This window comes from Advenella incenata, assembly GCF_004217095.1.
Taxonomy (GTDB): Bacteria; Pseudomonadota; Gammaproteobacteria; order Burkholderiales; family Burkholderiaceae_B; genus Advenella; species Advenella incenata.
Genome location: NZ_SHKO01000003.1, coordinates 420,753 through 440,728, shown reverse-complemented (window position 1 = coordinate 440,728; position 19,976 = coordinate 420,753). Strand labels below are relative to the sequence as shown.

The window sequence follows — 19,976 nt, the reverse complement described above, 5'->3', positions numbered from 1 at the left end:
GGGTTAAATATGGTCATCTTAGCGACGAACCTGCGACTATTGATATCATAAATGTAAATTTGATTTCACTTATATACAATTGCCAGCTTTATGGTGAAAAAGCCACTATTGAACCGTTTTCATTATGAAAAAAACGCCATGATGCGGTTCATCTGCTTGTACACCACCTGCGGCAAGCGCCTTGTCGCCAGTCGAATTTTTCTCTGGCGACAAGTTCCCAGAATCACCTTTTACGGGAAATCACCAGCCAAAAAGCTGACAGGTGTCGTTACGCACACCTTGTGTCCTGACTACCAGGCTACATTAAAACCGGCCGCCGCGCCTATACCGCCAGCGGAATCCCATGAGGTATTCAGGCGCAGATTGCTATTCTTTCCCGTCCTGAAGGTGACACCAGAGGCCAGTGCCACTTGATTTCTGTAGCTTGCCATCGCCATCCCAAAAGAGGTGTTCGCACCCGTCGGCGGTGGCGTCAAGGTGGTCATTGCCATTGCACCGGAAATACCTGCATTGGCCCGTCGGCGGAATTTTTTAATTTGCGACTGCAATTGGTCCACGCGCCGGTCTGTATATTGCCTGGACAACTGCACCGCATTGTCCTGGGCCTGCCTGCTGCGAAGTTCTGTGAACGCGTTCGCACTAGAGAGGACCGCGCGCCCTACTTTCTCACTGTACGCATTGGCATTTTCCAATGTGATCTGGTTCTCTCGATCCGAGTACGATCTTGCCTGTGCCAACAGCTTTGTATCATACTGCGCGCGCCCGGCCGCAATGATCTGCTCTGCTTGCTTTTTACCCTGCACAATGGTTTCTTTCTTTACAGCGTCGCTATATGCATTGGCGGTCGCAATGGTTTCTTTCTTTACAGCATCGCTATATGCATTGGCGGCAGCAATGGCCTGGGTTTTGGACAGATCGGAATAGGCCTTGGCTTGCGCCAGCATCGGCGAACCGGCCGGATCGAGCATCCTGAGCAGATCATTTTTTACAGTATCGGTATAGGCTTGCGCCGCTTTCATTTGACGCATGGTGACCGCCTCGTCATCGCTGACGCCATCACGCAGCCCCGACAGTGTGCGCGAACCAAAATTGACATCACCGTTGGTTGTGGATCGGGAACCACCGCCTATGGCGATGCCACCGCCCGTGGCAAATGCGTCGTTTAAACTGATTACCTCGCCTTTTGAGCCAATGGCAATGCTGCCCTTTCCCCGTGCCGTTGCACCCCAACCGATAGCTACCGCGCCTGCGCCAAAAGCCTCGGCTTCATAGCCGAGCGTGGTATACGTCGGCTCGCTCTGCTCCGCGCCAGCGTGCTGGCTAAACAGCAACATGGATGCAAGCGTCATGGCGACCACGTGTGGTATGGTTTTCTTGTGTCTACACATACAAATTATCTCTCTGAGTGAATCAACATTTGCGCCAGCGCATATATGACCGATCCGTTCATCCGAATCCAGATTTGGGTCCTGCGGCGGCAAAATAATTCTAGTGATTCTGATCCGCTCAAAAAATCCGTAAATGCCGAAAGACGAGTACATTTACATAGAAAATTCAGGATGTAATGAGCACAGCGTGCGCGTACCTTCGTTCGTCTGTCCACGCTATCGCATGCGTTTTCAGAGGCAATGCATACCGGCAAATCTGATTGCCGGACCGCTGTCTGCATTTGAACAATGAGCCTCTGGCACCATCCAGCCGGACAATGTAGTACATTGGCTAGCATGTCATGCAGTACATTTTGTGCGCCATGTGGCACCCGCTTAACCCGGTTTCAGAGGAAATAAACTATGACAGATGCAATAGAGCTTGATTTGCGCGCACTGGTGTTCGATGTTTTTGGAACGGTTGTAGACTGGCGCAGTGGTGTAATCAGCCAGGTGGCTGAATTTGCGCGCAAGCATGTACTAACAGCCATTGATCCGGCTGCTTTTGCCGATGTCTGGCGCGGTCATTACTCACCCTCAATGGAAGAAGTGCGCAGTGGCAGACGCCCGTTTACCCGGCTGGATGTGCTGCACCGGGAGAGTCTGGAAAAAACGCTGGCAACCTTTGGCGTGACCACCGCCAGCGTGCCTGCGGATGCACTGACCCAGCTTAATCTGGCCTGGCACCGGCTGGATCCGTGGCCCGACTCTGTGCCAGGGCTGACCCGGCTCAAAGGGCGCTATATTATTGCGCCGTTATCGAACGGCAATATCCGGCTGATGCTTGATATGGCCAAACGGGCCGGCTTGCCGTGGGACGCCATTCTTGGCGCCGAAACGGCCCAGGCTTATAAGCCTGCACCCGAAGCCTATTTACGAACAGCAGAGATTCTGGATCTGCCGCCCGAGCAGATTTGCATGGTGGCGGCGCACAACAGTGATCTTGCCGCAGCACGTCTTTGCGGCATGCGCACTGCTTTCATTCCTCGCACGACCGAGCATGGCCATCAGCAAACCAAAGACCTGGTGCCAGAACAGGAGTGGGACATCGTAGCGCGGGATATGCTTGGTCTGGCGCAAAAGCTTGGCTGCTCACCGGATTGATTTATCCTCAGCCCTATTCCGAGCGCCCAGGAGACGCAATGAAACTGTGCAGATGAGATTTTGCCGATGAGACTTGCAAGATAAATATGCAAATCGAATACACAAATGCGATCCGAACGCGCGCATGCCTGTAATGCAGATTCTTGTAACTATTTCTATTGGTCGCTTATGCCGGCACATTTATGTCCCGGCAGGCAACGCCGAAAGATGCAGCACACCGTTGTATAGCAGGGGTCTTCAGATTTGCGCAATAAACACAATTGGCATGGCCACGTTTGCTTGATGCGCATGCCATTATCGCGATCGTTTACCGCACGTTACATCCATGACAGTTAGCACGCCATCGTGCGTGCTACGCTAAAGACTCAAGTGATCAGCGTGTCTCACACTGATTTTTACATCAACTGAAACAGGAGCACAGTATGAATAAAGATATTGCAGCCGGTAAGTGGGAACAGGTCAAAGGCTCTGTAAAACAGACATGGGGAGAATTGACTGACGACGATGTCGCTCAGGTCAATGGTAGCGCCCAGAAACTGGCAGGCATCCTGCAGGAAAAGTATGGTCGCACCAAAGAGGAAGCAGAAAAGCAGGTAAGTGACTTCTGGTCTCGCCACAACAACGACGTTTGATCCGACCTGTCCTGTTCGCTGATAGACGCAGCGCTCAAAACCCATCGGCATACCTTGCGCGACGGCTAAGTTGCCAAGGGTCAAACGACTCGATGTTTGAATGGCCTGATGTTGAGCAACTTGGGAATTGACGCAGCCTATCGGCCCGCAGAAGTGAACATACACGTTCAAGTACGATACCGCATGCTTTGCTGCCAAGTAACTGATGGTGCAAAGCTTGCGGTTATTCATTTTATGATCCGTTTTATCGCTGCCCGCCCCGCGAACCCATGGCCTGCCCTGCTGGAAAAAGATCGACAAGCTGCAGGCGCATACCGTAGCGTTAAAGCGCAACGAAAAAACGAAGTGACAACGCACAACAATAATGCACATCGATCAATCGATGCGATACCCAAAAAGATCGAGCAAAGTGAGCTATCAAAGCGAATATGGCCCGGACCGACGTGCCTGCCGGCAAATCAACGCGACCATTGATGTGAGCACAGTTACACTATGCCAACAACGATCACGTCCGGCTGCTATAGCCGATAAAAATCCTCTGCCTGTGGCAATCTGGCCAGTTGCGTAGCGCCGTCCAGGAACAGCACCATTGCTGTCGGATCTTGTTCTTGCGCAGCCCGCAACCGCTGGGCGGGATATCGCTGTGCATGCACGATATTGAAAAGATACAGACCTGGATCATCGACAAAACGCAACAAGGCCTTGGCCCTGATCAATGTTGTTCCCAGTCCGGCGAGCATCACCTCCAGTGCCTGATTGAATACGCTGCGCCGCAGTGGCTGAGTAAACGCTAGCGTCACGATTTTTATGGCCGAATGCGTCTGCACAGGTCGCAGCGATGACTGTGGTTTTGGTGGCTGATGAGCCCGATTGGGCGCCAAATCTTGCTCTTGCGCCAGCCCCCGGCGGTTGGTAACAATGGCGCCGGCAAGCGGCCCTGTCATAAAATGGGAGAATCCTGTGCCCGGCCTTGGTGATATCTGCAGCTTTGACAGCACATCAAGCGTATTTTCGTTCGCAAAAAATTGCGGTATGCTCATTGCAGGCGCATCGGTAAGGGTTGATACATGTTGCGCTACACCCAGTGCCTGGTCACCTGCAGCGCAATCGGTGCCGGACAGCAGGACCAGATCAGCCTGCACCAGTTGCCGGGACCATTCAATGTAAGCGCTCTGTTTATCGGCATTGACAACATCGACGATACAGATGCAGCCGTTGTAATAGAAACGCTCCTTGAGAAAAAAATCACTATGCAAGGTAAATCGCAACGCCGACGCGTCTGCCAGACCGCTGGTTTCTACAATAATACGATTGAAGCGGGGAATGGTTCGCGCCAGGGCATCAGTGAACAGGCGCTGCAATGTCGCGCTCATGGAACCCTGCATCTGGCAGCACAGGCAACCGCCTTCTAGTAGAATAGTGGAAGGCTGCACGAATGACCAGTTCGCCTGGTCAATCCCCAGTTGGCCGATTTCGTTTACGATCACGACCGTGTTGGCCATACCGGGTTGCTGTAACAGCTGGTTGATATAGCGGGTTTTTCCGCTACCCAGAAAACCGGTAACAGCGGTAATCGCAACCCTGTTGTCGGAATCGAATGCAGTGGTAGTCATACAAGGAGTCTGAAGTGGTGGTGGCAATAAACGGTGGTACGCAGTGTCATCTGAAGACGTAAACAACATGCAGGTGGAACTCCTGCACTCGCTGGCAGACCTGCCGGACTTTGACTGGCGTGCCTGGTCCGACGATAATCCGTTTATCTCTCCGGCATTTTTACGTGCCATGGAAAATACCGGCTGTACCAGCGAGGGAACTGGCTGGCAACCATGTCACCTGATTCTATACGATCAGCACCGGCAACCGGCCGGTTTCATGCCGATGTATCTGAAAACCCATTCCCAGGGCGAATTTGTCTTCGATATGGCCTGGGCCCGCGCCTTCGACCAGTACGGCCTTGAATACTATCCCAAACTGCTGTGCGCCGCCCCGTTTTCACCGGTCACCGGTCCTCGCCTGATCGCACGCAACGCCCAGGCCAGGCAAGTGCTCGCCCGCGCTGCAATTGAGGTCGCACGGCGCTTGCAGGTCTCATCCATTCACGTGCTGTTTCCCGAACAGGATGATCTGAGCGTGCTGCGCGAATCCGGCTACATGGTCCGCGAAAGCGTCCAGTTTCACTGGAACAATGCCGGTTATGCCGATTTCGATGCCTTCCTGGCCAGCCTCACTTATGACAAACGCAAGAAAATTCGCCAGGAAGCGCGCAAGGTAGCTCAGGCCGATATCACGTTTGAATATAAGCGCGGCAACCAGATTACCGCTGAAGATCTGTCGTTTTTCTTTTCCTGCTATTGCAATACTTATTACGAACGTGGCCGCCAGCCCTATCTGTCAGAGGCGTTCTTCAGTCAGTTGCTGCAGCATGCGCCCGATAGCCTGCTCCTTGTGATTGCGCAGCGCCAGGCAGCCCCGGTAGCCTGTGCCATGAACATGATCGGCAACAATAAAATGTACGGTCGTTATTGGGGTGCGCACGAATATATACCCGGGCTGCATTTTGAAACCTGTTATATGCAGGGCATACGCTACTGCATCGACCACGGCATTGCCCTGTTTGAAGGTGGAGCCCAGGGCGAACACAAATTGTCGCGCGGGTTACTGCCACAAACGACCTATTCGGCACACTGGATCGCCCGACCCGAGTTTGCCGATGCCATACATCGTTTTCTGGATGAAGAAACCGTGCATGTGCAGGCCTATCTGGACGAACTGCACGAGCATTCGCCATTCAGGAAAACGGACAGCGCTCAAATACGACCTGCCTCGTCACTGCCTGAGTAGCTATCGTATGCAGGGGGAAGGCTTGACTTGACCTTCCCTGCCGGACCGTAACCACCAGGCATACCGGGCAGCAATCCTGATCCGTGACCCCTGGGCAGCAAAGCGCGAGTCATGGCAACCGGCCGCTGGGGCAATTGACATTCTGACTGCCGGTTTGCTTATTTGTCTTCTTTATCTTTGTCTTTGTCGACGTCAGCGGGGTTGAACGGGAAACCACCGAATATGTTGCTGGTCTGGTTCTGCATTTGCTCCTGCATCTGCACGAACATGTTCTTGGATTGCTCAACATAATTATTCATCATATTGTTGAGCAGCGGCGCCTGTATATTCATGAACTGCGACCAGGCTTCGGCACCAAATTGCGGCGTGTAGACGCCTTTTGACTGCTCGGCCAGTTTGTCCTGAATATCTACAAATGCCTGCATGTTTTTTTCAAGATAGGAGCCCATGACGCCCTGCATGGCGTGACCGTAAAAACGGATGATATGCGCCAGCATGGTCGAACTGAACATGGGAACGCCGCCAGATTCCGCCTCAAGGATAATCTGCAGCAGAATGCTGCGCGTGAGTTCTTCGCCCGACTTGGCATCCAGCACCTGAAAACGGACATTGTCCAACACCAACTGTCTCACATCCTGCAACGTAATATACGTACTGGTCTGCGTATCGTAGAGCCGACGATTGGGATATTTTTTGATTGTGCGGACGGCGTCCGTTTCAGTTGCTTTAGCCATTACCTGTTTAACCTTTAAATAACTGTCTTTGTCCGGTTGAAGGACTTAACCCATGTGCAGGCCACCATTGACCGAGAAGTCGGCGCCGGTGGAAAAACCGGATTCGTCTGAAGCCAGCCATGACACAATCGAGGCAATTTCTTCGGGCGTACCCAGACGACGAACCGGGATGGTTCCAACGATTTGCTCCAGTACCTCGGGGCGGATGGCACGCACCATGTCGGTGCCGATATAACCAGGAGAAACCGTGTTGACGGTAACCCCGCGACTGGCCACTTCCTGCGCCAGGGCCATGGTAAAGCCGTGGATACCCGCTTTGGCCGTGGAATAGTTAGTCTGGCCAAACTGCCCTTTCTGTCCGTTGACAGAGCTGATATTAATGATACGCCCCCAACGCTTTTCATACATATGTTCAATCACCTGTTTGGTCACATTGAACAGACTGTTCAGATTGGTGTCCATGACCGCACGCCAGTCATCAATGGACATTTTACGAAAAACTCCATCACGCGTAATGCCGGCGTTGTTTACCAGAACGTCCACTGGACCGTGTTCAGCCCTGACCTTTTCAAACGCAGTAACAGTAGAATCCCAGTCTGACACATTCCCTGCTGAAGCATAGAATGTGTATCCCTGTGCCGCCTGTTCGTCAATCCACTGCTGGGCATTGCGTTGCGGACCGCAGCCGGCGATAACCGTGAATCCATCTTTGTGCAGGCGCTGGCATATGGAGGTCCCGATTCCTCCCATCCCGCCCGTAACATATGCTATTTTTTGTGTCATTTTGAACTCCTTAGGCTACTTTCACGGTAATAAAATAATGCATTGACCTGATCAGGCTTTGACTTTTACGTATTGCCCCGGCGCCGGCGCCAGCGGCGGGTACGCGGCATTCCCCTGCGTTGCTTTGGCCTTTAGCTTGCGCCCGCTGTGCCCTGCAAGCCAGCCAGCCCAGTCGGGCCACCAGCTGCCCGGCACCGATTGCGCATTTTCCAGCCATTGCCGGGCATCGGCCTGCTGCACCTGCATGGTATCACTGGACCAGTAGTTGCGTTTATTCTTTGCCGGCGAATTGATCACACCCGCAATGTGCCCGGAAGCCCCCAGGACGTACCGGACATCGCCCGAGAGCAGGCGCGCCGAGGCGAATGAGGCATGCCAGGGAACGATGTGGTCTTCTTTTGAGCCATAAACGTATGCCGGCATGTCCAGATCGGCAAGATCGACCGCTTCAGCACATATCTTCAGTGCGCCCGGACGGCACAATCTGTTTTCCAGGTACATATTCCGAAAGTACCACGTGAAGAACGGGCCCGGCAGATTGGTCCCGTCTGAATTCCAGTACAACAGGTCGAATGCGGGCGGCGCGTTGCCTTTCAGGTAATTGCTGACAACATAGTTCCAGACCAGTTCATTGGGCCGCAGAAACGAAAAGGTGGTGGCCAGCTCTTTGGCCGTCATCATTCCTCCCTGCCCCAGCAGTTGTTCCCGATAGGCCACGTGCGCCTCATCGACGAACACGTCCAGCACACCGGTATCTTCAAAATCGAGCAGCGTGGTCAGCAGCGTCACACTAGCCACCGGGTTCTCGCCACGTGCCCGTGCCACTGCCAGCGCACTGGAAAGCATGGTCCCGCCTACGCAAAACCCCAGGGCGTTGATTTGCGGCTGCCCCGTAATCTGGCTGACCGTATCAATCGCGGTCAATACGCCCTTTTCGATATAGTCGTCCCACGTTGATTTTTGTATGCCATCGGTATCTGCCACGGTCGGGTTGCGCCAGGAAACCATGAACACGGTAAAGCCCTGGCTGACTGCATACTCTACCAGCGAATTGCCTGACTGCAAATCCAGAATGTAATATTTGTTGATGCACGGCGGAACCATCAGCAAGGGCCGTCGGTACACGGTTGGCGTTTGCGGCGCATACTGCAACAACTGGAACCAGGGATTTTCAAATACCACGGAACCGGGCGTTGTGGCCAGATTGCTTCCCACTTCGAATGTCGAATCGTCTGTCTGGGAAATCTGACCCTTGCGCAGATCTCCAAGCAGATTCAGAAACCCTTTCTGCAACGATTCACCATTGGTGTCAGTGAAGGTTTTGAGCACGTCGGGATTGGTCAGAAAATAGTTCGCCGGCGACATGGCGTCGTTCCACTGTTCAACCGAGAACCGCAGCCGTTGCCGAACACTGTCGGGCACAGCTGCCTGATCGACCATTTTCTGCATAATGCCGGCCGACAGCAGATAAAGGTGGGCCATCAGCAGATGCTGCGGGCTTTCCTGCCAGGCCGGACTGCTGAACCTTCTGTCGGTCAGCGGCGGCAACGTGCCCTGCTGTCCGGCAACGGCAATCTGCTGCCATTTGGCGAGAAACTCGGCCTGCAACTGCGCCTGGAAGGCTGCATGCTGCGCCGGATCTGCCTGGGCTGCCCATGCTTGATCAGTCTCGTTGGTCACTCGTCTCTCCGGCTGTGGTCTGATTTTCATTCGTGGCATGCTCACCGTGTACAAATCATTCTATATAAAAACAAACAGCACGTCAGACGGTATCTACCCCACTAAGGGAAACCCTGAGCGCCCATCAGCCCTGGGTCTGCGTAGCTACCAGCGACCGGGAACAATCAAGGCTCGATCCAGATGACCGTGGCTAATCTGCCGCTCACCTGACTGCGCCGGTAGGAGTAAAAAAGGTCATCCTGCAGATACGTGCACAGGCCACTTTGCTCAACATGCCTGATACCCATCGCAGACAACCGATGGGCCGCGATGCCTGAAAGATCGGCCAGCCACTTGCCGGCATTGTCCGGGTGCGGCATGAAACAGGTGGCCACCGTGGGATCAACATCCAGGAACGCCTCGCGCACTTGCGGGCCAATTTCGAATACCCGGTAGGAAATGGCAGGGCCGATCCAAGCGTAATCAGGCAGTTTACCGCAGGCAGTATGCAATTTTTTGACAGTATTCTCCAGCACCCCTGCCGCCAGGCCACGCCAGCCTGCATGGGCCGCCGCCACCCCCTTGTCCGAGGCAAACACCACCGGCAGGCAATCGGCGGTCAGAATGGCCAGCACCCGCCCGGGCGTCATGGTCATGCTGGCGTCAAACGGTCCTGAGGCGTCGGCCCCAGCCGCATCCACGTCCAGTACGCTGGTGCCGTGCACCTGGTCAAGCCAGACCGGATCACCCGGTAAAAAAGCACGCAGCCGCTCCCGGTTTTCCCATACTGCTTGCGGATCATCCTTGACGTGCAGCCCCAGATTATTGCTATCGTAGGGAGCCCGGCTCACACCGCCATGACGCGTGGTGGTGAAATACTGCACGCCGGGCCAGCGCTGCCCAGTTACGTGTAACGGCTTCATGTTGATGTCCATTCAATTGCTGCCATCACTTGTTCCATATCGTCAGGACGCGCCGCGTCAAATGACTGGGGCTGATCCGAGGCTGGATCCATAAAAGTGAGACGCCGTGCATGCAACATCTGGCGTTGTGCCAGACCTAGCGGTTTGCCGTTGTACAGGGTATCGCCCAGCAAGGGATGCCCCAGCGCATGCATATGGACCCGGATCTGGTGGGTTCTGCCTGTTTCCAGCTTGCACTTGACATGACTGACGGGCGCCTCGTCGATATAACCGAAAGCGACGCGCTCATAATGGGTAATGGCTTCTTTGGCAGCAATGGGCGTCACGGTGGACATACGCACCGGGACATGGCGATCACGGCCGATAGGCAGGGTGACACTCCCCCTGGCAGGACTATGCCCCATCACCAGCGCTTCATATTCCCGTCCCATGGTGCGCGCCTGCAATTGTCTGACAAAATGCGTCTGGGCCGCTTCATTGCGCGCCACCACCAGCAAGCCATCAGTATCTTTGTCCAGGCGGTGCACAATGCCCGCTCGCGGCACATGGGCCAGTTCGGGATACCTGTAGAGCAGGCCGTTTAACAGCGTGCCCGACCAGTTGCCGGCACCTGGATGAGTGACCAGTCCTGCGGGCTTATTGACTACAATCCAGTCTGCAGAGTCGGCCACGACCATAAAATCTACCGGTTCCGGGGTGAACGCTGTCTGCTCGGGCGCCTGCTGCATTGTTACCAGTAGCAGATCGTCGGCACCGACGTTCTGACGGATTTTGCCGGGTACGCCATTGACCAGCACATGCCCTTCTTCTATCCATCCCTGCAGCCTGCTGCGGGAATGTTCGGGTATGAGCGTAGCCAGAACCTTGTCCAGGCGTTCGCCGATCATGGTCATGGGAAGACGGAATTGCCGCTGCTCATTGTCGGGAATTTCGTCGGCATCCTGCAAAGTTGGGTCTGACATCGATAGAAAACACTGTAAAATCATATAATGTTCTTATAATAACGCGGCAATGCTATTATCAGATTGCTTTTTGAACTTTAACTAACAGTCACTTCCAAATTATGCATAAACGTTTGCTTCGAACTTCTCTCATTGCGCTGGGCTGCCTGACTATTGCAGGTTGCAGCAGCATGATGACCCGAGAAGCTGACAGAACAGCCGGTATGTCAGCGCCCCAGTTATATCAGGAAGCTCGCGACAACGTGCGCAGTAATGACTACAAAACCGCACGCACCTATCTGGAAGCAGTCGAAGCCCGTTATCCGTATTCCAGTTTCGCGCAGCAATCGATGATCGATCAGGCTTATGTGAACTGGAAAGACAACGAACCGGAAAAGGCTGTGGCTGTCATTGACCGCTTCCTGCGCCTGTATCCCAGCCATCCGGGCACCGATTACATGCTGTATCTGAAAGGTCTGGTTACGTTTACGCCGCCCAGCTCCTATCTGCGCAGCCTGACCGGACAGGATCCCAGCGAGCGCGATCCCAAGGGGCTGCGCCAGTCGTACGACGCTTTCAATGAGCTTGTCCAGCGCTTTCCGGAAAGCCGATACAGCCGTGACGCCAGACAGCGTCTGACGTGGCTGGTCAGCACCATTGCCGACAACGAGGTCAACGTGGCCAGATACTATTACACACGTCATGCCTACGTCGCCGCCATCAACCGCAGCCAGTCGGTCCTGAAAGATTTTTCCGGTGTGGCCGCTGCCGAACCTGCGCTCTATATTATGATGCAGTCGTACCAGCAACTTGGCATGCCCGATCAGGCCAATGATGCAAAACGGATTCTGGATCAGAACTACCCTAACAGCAAATACTATGAACAAGGTCTGGAGAGCAGCGGTGGCTGGTTCTCATGGATAAATCCGGCCCGCGTCTTCAATTAAGACAGACCGGACAGATTACCTTCATAAAAAAAGGGCGACCCATGGGTTGCCCTTTTTTTCTGCCACTGTTGCAAGCGACGCTACGACACTGCGTCGTCGCCTTCCGGCAGTGCAATATCCTTGGCATGGGTTTTCAGAAACGCGGTGGCTTCGTCAAGCTTGCGGGTACGACGAAACGGCGGCAGACCGCGCCACAACAGTTTCCCGTAGGGTTTCTCAACCAGCCTGCGGTCTCCGACCACCAGCAGCCCCCAGTCCTTTTCGGTGCGAATCAGACGGCCAGCACCCTGCTTCAGGGCAATGGCGGCGCTGGGCAATTGATACTCAAAAAACGGATTGCCGCCCGACTCACGACAGGCCTTGATGCGTGCCTCAAGCACCGGGTCATCGGGTGGCGCAAAAGGCAGTTTGTCAATCGCCACCAGGGTAAGCATATCGCCCGGCAAATCAATTCCTTCCCAGAAACTGGCGCTGCCTACCAGCACCGCGTTCTTCAACTGACGAAACTTTTCCAGCAACGTGCCTCGCGAGCTTTCACCCTGACGCAATACCGGCCGCTCAATAAAATGCGTATCAAAGGCCTCGACAAGCATGGCGGACAAATTATCGACAGCACGCAAAGTGGTGCACAATACCAGCACGCCGCCCGGGCTGGCCTGGATCAATGGGATCAGCGTTGCCACAAACTGCTTCTGAAAATCGGGTGACTGCGGCTCGGGCAAATGGTCAGGCACATACAACATGGCATGATCCTGGTAATCAAAAGGAGACTCCCATCTTTCGGTACGCGCGCCATAGAGCCCGAGCTGACGCGTGTAATGCGTGAAATCCTTGTAGACCGATAAGGTTGCAGAGGTAAAGATCCAGGCCTGATCCTTGCGCCGCTGGCGCGAGAAGGCATCGGCGACCGACAGCGGCGCCATCTGCAGACGAAAATGGTGCAGCCCTACCTCGACCCAGCGAACCAGTTGCTCGGCCACGCTGTTGCCGGCTTTGGATTGAGCCGCCTGCGTTGCCAGCTGCACCGTGTTCGCGGCCGGGTCAGCGCTATCGCGAGTTACGCCTTCAGGCAAAATGATCGGTTGCGACCAGCGGTACAGTCGAGCACAAAGCTCTGTCCCCGACTTTGCCGCAGTCGCCAGATCGGGGTGGCGCTCCTGCACCGCTGTGAGCATGCCGGTCAATGTGACCAGCTCGTCGTAAAGCTTGTTCAGAATTTCAAAAAATCGATCGGCTTCGGGAATCTGGTCAAACGTCGCCTTGCGTCCGGGCATTTTCTCTATGGGTGCCGCCACCAGGCGCAGATCTTTGACGTAATAAGATACCCGCTGGCAGGCTTCGGTCCATTTGGCGCTGTCACGCGCATACGCCAGCGCCGCCACTTCGGCGGACTTCAGAAAATCGGTAATGTTGCCCGAATAGACCACATCGCCCATAAAGCGCGTGGCCGTCTCGGGCAACTGGTGCGCTTCATCGAATACCACCGCATCGGCGGCCGGTAGCAGGTCGGTAATGCCTTCCTCACGCAAAACCAGATCGGCAAAAAACAGGGCGTGGTTAATGACGACCACATCGGCTTCCTGCGCCTGCCTGCGTGCCTTGAGCAAAAAGCACTCCTTGACGTTGGGGCAGTCCTGACCAAGACAGTTTTCCCGGGTAGAAGTAACCCGGTTCCAGATGTCGGCGTCTTCCGGCACTTGTCCACAATCGGTTTTGTCGCCGGAGCGCGAGCGGGTTGCAAATACGCGGATTTGCCGCAACTGGGAGATTTCGTCCCTGGACTTGAGCGCGCGCTCGTCCTGCTCCAGCCGATCCAGATGATAATGACAGACGTAGTTGCTGCGCCCTTTGAGCAGCGCGACCTGAACCGGCAGGGCCAGGGCATCGCGAACCCGTGGGACATCCTTAGTGAACAGTTGATCCTGCAAGGTCCGGGTCCCGGTGGAAATAAGCACCTTGCCGCCCGACAGGAACGCCGGAATCAGGTAGGCCCAGGTTTTACCGGTCCCGGTGCCAGCCTCGGCCACCAGCACCGAATGCGAGGCAATCGTCTCGTCCACGGCCTGCGCCAGCTGGATCTGCGCGTCACGCAGCGTATAGCCGGGCACCGCTGCCGCCAGCGGTCCCTCCTGATCAAACCAGTCGGAAATATCAAAATCAAGTACTCGCACAACGTTTCCTACGACCTCGCCTTGCGGCATTTACATGTGGCATCATACTCCAGTTCTGCTGCGCCAACCGCGATGCTTATGGCACAATGTCGCGTTAAGTTTAATTATCACCGTTAAGTATGAACGCATCCTCTCCTTCTGTTACCGCCTCGTCCCCGCTGGTTGACCCGGCGCGCATCATTGCATTGCTGGCTGCCGAACTCAATGTTCGTGCCAGCCAGATCGAAGCAACCGTTTCGCTGCTTGACGACGGGGCGACGGTTCCGTTTATCGCACGCTATCGCAAGGAAGCCACGGGCGGCCTGGACGATACCGTTTTGCGCAACCTGGAAGTGCGGCTGGCCTATGTCAGGGAACTGGAATCTCGCCGCGCGGCCGTGCTCGAGTCCATTACCGGTCAGGGCAAGCTCACGCCGGAGCTGAGCGAAGCCATCGCAGCGGCCGACACCAAGCAGCGCCTGGAAGACCTGTACGCGCCCTTCAAACCCAAGCGTCGCACGCGCGCCCAGATCGCCCGTGAAGCCGGATTGCAACCGCTGGCTGACCTGCTGCTGACCGAGCGCACTGCCGATCCGCTGGTTGCGGCCCAGGACTATGTCAATGAAGAACTCGGCGTCAAAGACACCCGCGCCGCCCTTGATGGCGCACGGGACATCCTGGCTGAACAGTTCTCGGAGAATGCAGACCTGGTTGCAGATATGCGCGACTACCTGGGCCAGCATGGCTTTCTGTACTCCAAGGTTATTGAAGGAAAAGAAGCAGAAGGCGCCAATTTTCGCGACTGGTTCGATTTTCGCGAGTCCATCCGCAGCCTGCCCTCCCATCGCGTGCTGGCCCTGCTGCGCGGCCGCCAGCAAGGCGCACTTGATTTGCGCATCGGCCTGAGCGATGAGCAGGATGCGTTGGTGCCCCATCCCTGCGTAGAACGCATCAGCCGTTTTCTGGAACTGGAGGCCGATTACTCGCCTTCAGCCAGTGCCCGCGGCAAATGGCTGGCTGATGTAGCACGCTGGACATGGCGCGTGAAAATGCTCACCGCCTTCGAGTCCGAATTCATCACCAAACTGCGCGAAGAGGCCGAAGCCGAAGCCATCCGCGTTTTTGCCGCGAACCTGAAAGACCTGCTGCTTGCTGCACCGGCCGGCCCCAAATCGGTGCTGGGCCTGGACCCGGGCATTCGCACCGGTGTTAAGGTGGCAGCCATCGATAAAACTGGCAAAGTGCTCGATACCGCCACCATCTATCCCTTCGAGCCACGTCGCGATCGCAACGGGTCGCTGGCCACGCTGGCGGCGCTGGTCAATAAGCACAAGATCGAACTGATTGCCATCGGCAATGGTACGGCCTCACGCGAGACCGAGAAGCTGGCCGCCGAACTGATCGAAGCCCTACCCAATGCAGGGCTGCGCAAAATCGTTGTCTCCGAAGCTGGCGCTTCTGTGTACTCAGCCTCGGAACTGGCATCCAAGGAATTTCCCGATATGGATGTAAGCCTGCGTGGCGCGGTTTCCATTGCCCGCCGCCTGCAGGACCCGCTGGCCGAACTGGTAAAAATTGAACCCAAGGCAATTGGTGTCGGCCAGTATCAGCACGATATCAACCAGCGGGAGCTGGCGCGCTCGCTCGATACCGTTATCGAGGATTGCGTGAACGCTGTGGGCGTCGATGTGAATACAGCCTCTGCCGCCCTGCTCTCACGGGTATCGGGCTTAAATTCCACGCTGGCCCGCAATATTGTTGATTGGCGTGACCAGAACGGTGCGTTCCCAACGCGTAAAACCCTGATGGACGTCTCGCGTTTCGGCGCCAAGGCCTTTGAACAGGCGGCGGGCTTCCTGCGCATCCAGAACGGCGATAACCCCCTGGATGCCTCTGCCGTTCACCCCGAGGCGTACCCCGTCGTCGAGCGCATCCTGGATAAAATCCGCAAGGACGTCAAAACGGTCATGGGTAACAAGGAAGCGTTAAGCGGCCTGTCTCCGAACGAGTTCACCGATGAACGCTTCGGCCTGCCCACCGTGAAAGATATTTTCCTGGAACTGGAAAAACCAGGCCGCGACCCTCGCCCTGAATTCAAGACCGTCACCTTCCAGGAAGGCGTTGAGACGATCAAGGATCTGTCCGAAGGCATGATTCTGGATGGCGTAGTCACTAATGTCGCCAATTTCGGTGCGTTTGTGGACATCGGCGTGCACCAGGACGGTCTGGTGCATATTTCCGCCCTGTCCGAAACGTTTGTGAAAGATCCGCGGGATGTGGTGCGGGTCGGTCAGGCTGTCAAAGTCAAGGTACAGGAAGTTGACGTGGCGCGTAATCGTATCGGCCTGACCATGAGGCTCAATGACGATACCGGACCTGTGGCACGGCGTGATTCACGGCCTGGTGCTGCAGCGCCACGCTCAAGCAATGGCGGGCGGCAACAGGCGCGCAACCAGGCGCCGGCGGCCACATCCATGAACGCCATGGCCGCTGCATTTGCCAAGCTCAAAAAATAAAAGAGAGTAGACTGCGGTCCGTTACTATAACGGGCCGCAGTCTGACGGGTCAGTTAGCGCTTACGCCCAGTTTGGTAATCAGGGCACCCCAGCGGTCAACCTCATCGCTGATGAAGGCGCCGAACTGCTCGGGCGTCATATCCTGCGGAATGGCGCCTTGGTCAGCCAGTTGTTTCTGCACATCGGGCTTGGCGACCACTTTGAGAATCGCCTTATTGAGCAACGCCACGTCTTCCTTGGGCATGCCCGCTGGCGCCAATACGCCGAACCACGATGAAATATCAAAATCCTTGAAACCTTCCTCCATCATCGTAGGCAATTTGGGGGCCACGGCCGATTTTTCCTTGCTGGTCACAGCCAGCGCCTTGAGCTTGCCGGCACTGATAAACGGCCAGGCAGAAGGCATATTGTCACATTCCATCAACACATCGCCCGCCATCACCGCTGTCAGCCCCGGCGCGCTACCCTTGAACGGTACATGCAAAATCTGGGTGCCGGCATCCTGATTGAGTTGCTCGCCACACAGGAACTGCGAGGAACCGATACCTGAAGAAGCATAGGTGGCCTTGTCCTTGTTATTTTTTATGTATTCAACCAGTTCCTTCATGTTGTTTACCGGCAACTTTGGATTGACGACCATGACGTTAGGAACTTTGGCGATCAGTGCGACCGGCGCAAAGTCCTTTTTCAGATCATAGTTCAGCTTCTTGAAGAGCGTGGCATTGACTGAACTGGCAATGGTCGTGACGATAAGCGTGTAGCCATTGGGCTTGGCGCGAGCGACTTCCGTCATGGCAATATTGTTGCTGGCGCCCGGTTTGTTTTCCACCACGAAACTTTGCTTGAGCTCATCGCTCAAACCCTTGGCAACAATCCGCGCCACCAGATCTGTGGTGCCACCAGGCGTATACCCAACCAATACCTTGACCGGCTGTGCATCCGGATAAGCAGCACTGGCGCTGCCGGCAATCCCCAAAGCCAGAATCATGGCACTGACTGTTTTACTGAACTTTATCATCCTCATCTCCGTTGTTGGCGGGCTGCATGCCCCCGTTGTGTAGGTCTAACTGGTTATTGCAATGGTAACAACTGCGCCCGACTCAATGTCACGCCTGGCCACCCGCATGGCCCAATAGTAAATCAAGCATAGCTTTCCTGCTTATTTTCCGCCAGTTGGCTGCGCCCCCAGGTAGCCAATTGACGAGCAACCGGCCCGACCTGCTGCGCCTCATCGTCGGTCAGGCCAGAGAACATCGGCAGGATCGGCCCCATATCGGCAATGCCAGCCAGGGTGACGCCATCGTGAAGAACCCGGATCGGATTGATGCCATCGCGCAACGCTTCAAATGCCATGTAGTGCGCGCGCAAAGTTTGCGCGGTGGCAGTGTCGTTCGCCTGCATTGCGCGCAACAATCCCATCGAGCCGGCAGGCGCCAGGCAAACCGAACCGCTGGTAAAAGTTTTCAGGCCAAAATGCGTCATATGATCAATGGCTGGCGTCTCGCCAATGCCACTGACGATCAACTCGGGGCTTACGCAAGAAAGAATGGATTGCAAATATGGGTCATCCGTGGGATCGGGGCGCACCACGGCGTATTTGAAACTTACAATCCTGCCTTCCTCGACCAGGCTGGCCATGGTTTCGGCCGGCAGATAATTATCAGACTTGATATAGACCACGATTTTGTCGCCGAATGCATCGGAAAAATAACGAATGCCATCGGCCAACCCCTGCTGCGTATAAGGAAAAGTCATTGGCAGGAGCATCGCCGTGGGAAAATCAAAGCCTCGCAAGATAGCGGTCTGGTCTCTCATTTTCCCAAAATCGGGGCCGACCGAAGGCAGCACCCACATATCGGACTGGGCCAGATCGGCCAGTTGCGCCACCGTATCGGTGTAGTCGTTGACGCCCAGATGATAGAAATTGGCATTGCCACCGTACATCACCGTTCGCACGCCACCTTCATAAAGATGGGATAACAAGGCCCGATTAGCCGATTTATTCAGACGATATTCCCCGTCACGCGCCAGAGGCGGTACTGCAATCACGGAGCGTTGTAGATCCTGGTGTGAAACTGGCGATGTTTTCATTTGCAATCCTGCTGTAGATAATTGACCCGTAAGTTTGATTTGATATTTCGTTTGACTTTATTCCGATGTATAAATATAGTTGTCATACAAGTATAAACAACATCAGACATCTTATCTTAACAGAATAATATTGACGGAGACAAAACCTATGATTGAAAAAGTGATCGCGGGTGCGCTTGCAACGACATTGATGGTAGTGGGACCGGCGCTAGCAGCCTATCCGGACAAACCAGTAAGAATTATTGTGCCCTTTGTGCCGGGTGGCTCCTCGGATATTACTGCACGCACCATCGCCCCGGGGATGGAAAAAGTGCTGGGCCAGACAGTTATTGTCGAAAACAAGCCGGGCGCCAACGGTGCCATCGCTGCACAGGCGCTGAAAAACGCCAAGCCCGACGGTTATACATTGATGGTCGGCTCAATCGGCACTTTTGCCATTAATGAAGGCCTTTATAAAAATTTATCCTACAACCCCAGTGAAGACTTCGATTACGTCAGTCAGTTGGTCCGCAATCCGAATGTGCTGGTCGTGTCCTCAAAAATTCCGGTCAAAACCGTGGCTGAACTGATCGAATATGCCGGCAAACATCCCGGCCAGCTCTCCTATGCTTCTTCCGGTACCGGGTCGTCAGATCATTTGTCAGCTGCGATGTTCCGACAGCGCAGCAATACAACAGGCATTGATGTCCCCTACAAAGGCGGTGGCGCTGCCATTGCAGATCTGCTGGGCGCACAGGTAGATGTGTCATTCCAGAATCTGGGGGCTGTGCTGACACACGTGCAAAGCGGCAAACTCAAGGCGCTGGCCATTACGGGTGAGCAGCGCTCGCCCGAGCTGCCCGATACGCCAACCATGGCCGAGTCTGGAATCAAGAATATGGTCGTGTATTCCTGGCAAGGTGTAGCCGCGCCCAAAGGCACGCCAAAAGAAATCGTAGACAAACTGCACCAGGCTGTAAGTGAAAGCCTGAAGCAGCCGCGTGTACAGGAAACCATGAAAAAACTGGGCTTCACCGTAGTGGGCAATAATCCTGATCAATTTTCCAAATTTCAGCAGGAAGAAGTGAGCAAGTGGAAAGAAGTGATCAAGTCCGCCGGGCTGAGCCAGTAAACATTAATGGCATGAATGGCAGATGCAATAACACGATGTATTGCATCTGCATTGCCAGTCGGTATCGACCAAGCTAGTACCAATAGACCGGGGTTGCCGGCTGTCGGACCACTCGGC

General features: G+C 55.0%; 16 protein-coding genes. 6 read left to right on the top strand and 10 right to left on the bottom strand.

What is annotated here, in order from left to right; genetic code table 11:
• Positions 1 to 290: 290 nt before the first annotated feature.
• Positions 291 to 1,388 (bottom strand): YadA-like family protein, encoded by a 1,098-nt coding sequence (locus EV681_RS18200; RefSeq protein ID WP_165393115.1) that lies wholly within the window; start codon positions 1,386 to 1,388, stop codon positions 291 to 293.
• 402 nt (positions 1,389 to 1,790) lie between these two features.
• Between EV681_RS18200 and EV681_RS18195 the strand changes: the two genes are divergently transcribed.
• The gene (locus tag EV681_RS18195; RefSeq protein ID WP_130304789.1) at positions 1,791 to 2,531 is read left to right on the top strand and encodes a haloacid dehalogenase type II; all 741 of its coding nucleotides are present in this window, start codon (positions 1,791 to 1,793) and stop codon (positions 2,529 to 2,531) included.
• 422 nt (positions 2,532 to 2,953) lie between these two features.
• Positions 2,954 to 3,163 carry a CsbD family protein gene (locus EV681_RS18190; protein WP_014751317.1) on the top strand — a complete coding sequence of 70 codons (210 nt, stop codon included), beginning with the start codon at positions 2,954 to 2,956 and terminating at the stop codon, positions 3,161 to 3,163.
• 518 nt (positions 3,164 to 3,681) lie between these two features.
• Here the strand turns inward: EV681_RS18190 and EV681_RS18185 are convergent.
• Positions 3,682 to 4,776: a CobW family GTP-binding protein gene (locus EV681_RS18185; RefSeq protein ID WP_165393114.1), complete on the bottom strand. Its 1,095-nt coding sequence runs from the start codon at positions 4,774 to 4,776 to the stop codon at positions 3,682 to 3,684.
• A 67-nt stretch (positions 4,777 to 4,843) separates the two neighbouring features.
• Between EV681_RS18185 and EV681_RS18180 the strand changes: the two genes are divergently transcribed.
• Positions 4,844 to 6,004, top strand: coding sequence for a GNAT family N-acetyltransferase (locus EV681_RS18180; protein ID WP_128394726.1), 1,161 nt, complete (start codon positions 4,844 to 4,846; stop codon positions 6,002 to 6,004).
• Positions 6,005 to 6,162: 158 nt separating this feature from the next.
• On the opposite strand, the gene phaR is transcribed toward EV681_RS18180, so the two are convergent.
• The 5 genes from phaR to EV681_RS18155 all read right to left on the bottom strand — a co-directional run bounded on the left by phaR (position 6,163) and on the right by EV681_RS18155 (position 11,065).
• Positions 6,163 to 6,738 carry a polyhydroxyalkanoate synthesis repressor PhaR gene (gene phaR, locus EV681_RS18175; RefSeq protein ID WP_128394727.1) on the bottom strand — a complete coding sequence of 192 codons (576 nt, stop codon included), beginning with the start codon at positions 6,736 to 6,738 and terminating at the stop codon, positions 6,163 to 6,165.
• 45 nt (positions 6,739 to 6,783) lie between these two features.
• Positions 6,784 to 7,521 carry an acetoacetyl-CoA reductase gene (gene phbB, locus EV681_RS18170; protein ID WP_128394728.1) on the bottom strand — a complete coding sequence of 246 codons (738 nt, stop codon included), beginning with the start codon at positions 7,519 to 7,521 and terminating at the stop codon, positions 6,784 to 6,786.
• A gap of 51 nt (positions 7,522 to 7,572) precedes the next feature.
• A complete protein-coding gene (locus tag EV681_RS18165; protein WP_128394729.1) occupies positions 7,573 to 9,201 on the bottom strand; it encodes a PHA/PHB synthase family protein in 1,629 nt (542 codons plus the stop codon).
• A 164-nt stretch (positions 9,202 to 9,365) separates the two neighbouring features.
• Positions 9,366 to 10,103 (bottom strand): peptidoglycan editing factor PgeF, encoded by a 738-nt coding sequence (pgeF, locus tag EV681_RS18160; RefSeq protein ID WP_423191221.1) that lies wholly within the window; start codon positions 10,101 to 10,103, stop codon positions 9,366 to 9,368.
• Positions 10,100 to 11,065: an RluA family pseudouridine synthase gene (locus EV681_RS18155; protein WP_130304786.1), complete on the bottom strand. Its 966-nt coding sequence runs from the start codon at positions 11,063 to 11,065 to the stop codon at positions 10,100 to 10,102. Before EV681_RS18155 ends, pgeF begins: the two co-directional genes overlap by 4 nt.
• Before the next feature lie 101 nt (positions 11,066 to 11,166).
• On the opposite strand from EV681_RS18155, the gene EV681_RS18150 reads away from it, so the two are divergent.
• Positions 11,167 to 11,991: an outer membrane protein assembly factor BamD gene (locus EV681_RS18150; RefSeq protein WP_165393113.1), complete on the top strand. Its 825-nt coding sequence runs from the start codon at positions 11,167 to 11,169 to the stop codon at positions 11,989 to 11,991.
• Positions 11,992 to 12,071: 80 nt separating this feature from the next.
• Here the strand turns inward: EV681_RS18150 and yoaA are convergent, their stop codons facing one another.
• Positions 12,072 to 14,162, bottom strand: coding sequence for a DNA repair helicase YoaA (gene yoaA / locus EV681_RS18145; RefSeq protein WP_242612315.1), 2,091 nt, complete (start codon positions 14,160 to 14,162; stop codon positions 12,072 to 12,074).
• A gap of 119 nt (positions 14,163 to 14,281) precedes the next feature.
• Between yoaA and EV681_RS18140 the strand changes: the two genes are divergently transcribed.
• Positions 14,282 to 16,657 (top strand): Tex family protein, encoded by a 2,376-nt coding sequence (locus EV681_RS18140; RefSeq protein ID WP_130304784.1) that lies wholly within the window; start codon positions 14,282 to 14,284, stop codon positions 16,655 to 16,657.
• Positions 16,658 to 16,706: 49 nt separating this feature from the next.
• On the opposite strand, the gene EV681_RS18135 is transcribed toward EV681_RS18140, so the two are convergent.
• Positions 16,707 to 17,675 (bottom strand): Bug family tripartite tricarboxylate transporter substrate binding protein, encoded by a 969-nt coding sequence (locus tag EV681_RS18135; protein ID WP_242612314.1) that lies wholly within the window; start codon positions 17,673 to 17,675, stop codon positions 16,707 to 16,709.
• Positions 17,676 to 17,797: 122 nt separating this feature from the next.
• Positions 17,798 to 18,748 (bottom strand): dihydrodipicolinate synthase family protein, encoded by a 951-nt coding sequence (locus EV681_RS18130; RefSeq protein WP_128394735.1) that lies wholly within the window; start codon positions 18,746 to 18,748, stop codon positions 17,798 to 17,800.
• A gap of 148 nt (positions 18,749 to 18,896) precedes the next feature.
• On the opposite strand from EV681_RS18130, the gene EV681_RS18125 reads away from it, so the two are divergent.
• Positions 18,897 to 19,859 carry a Bug family tripartite tricarboxylate transporter substrate binding protein gene (locus tag EV681_RS18125; RefSeq protein ID WP_128394736.1) on the top strand — a complete coding sequence of 321 codons (963 nt, stop codon included), beginning with the start codon at positions 18,897 to 18,899 and terminating at the stop codon, positions 19,857 to 19,859.
• Positions 19,860 to 19,976 lie beyond the last annotated feature (117 nt).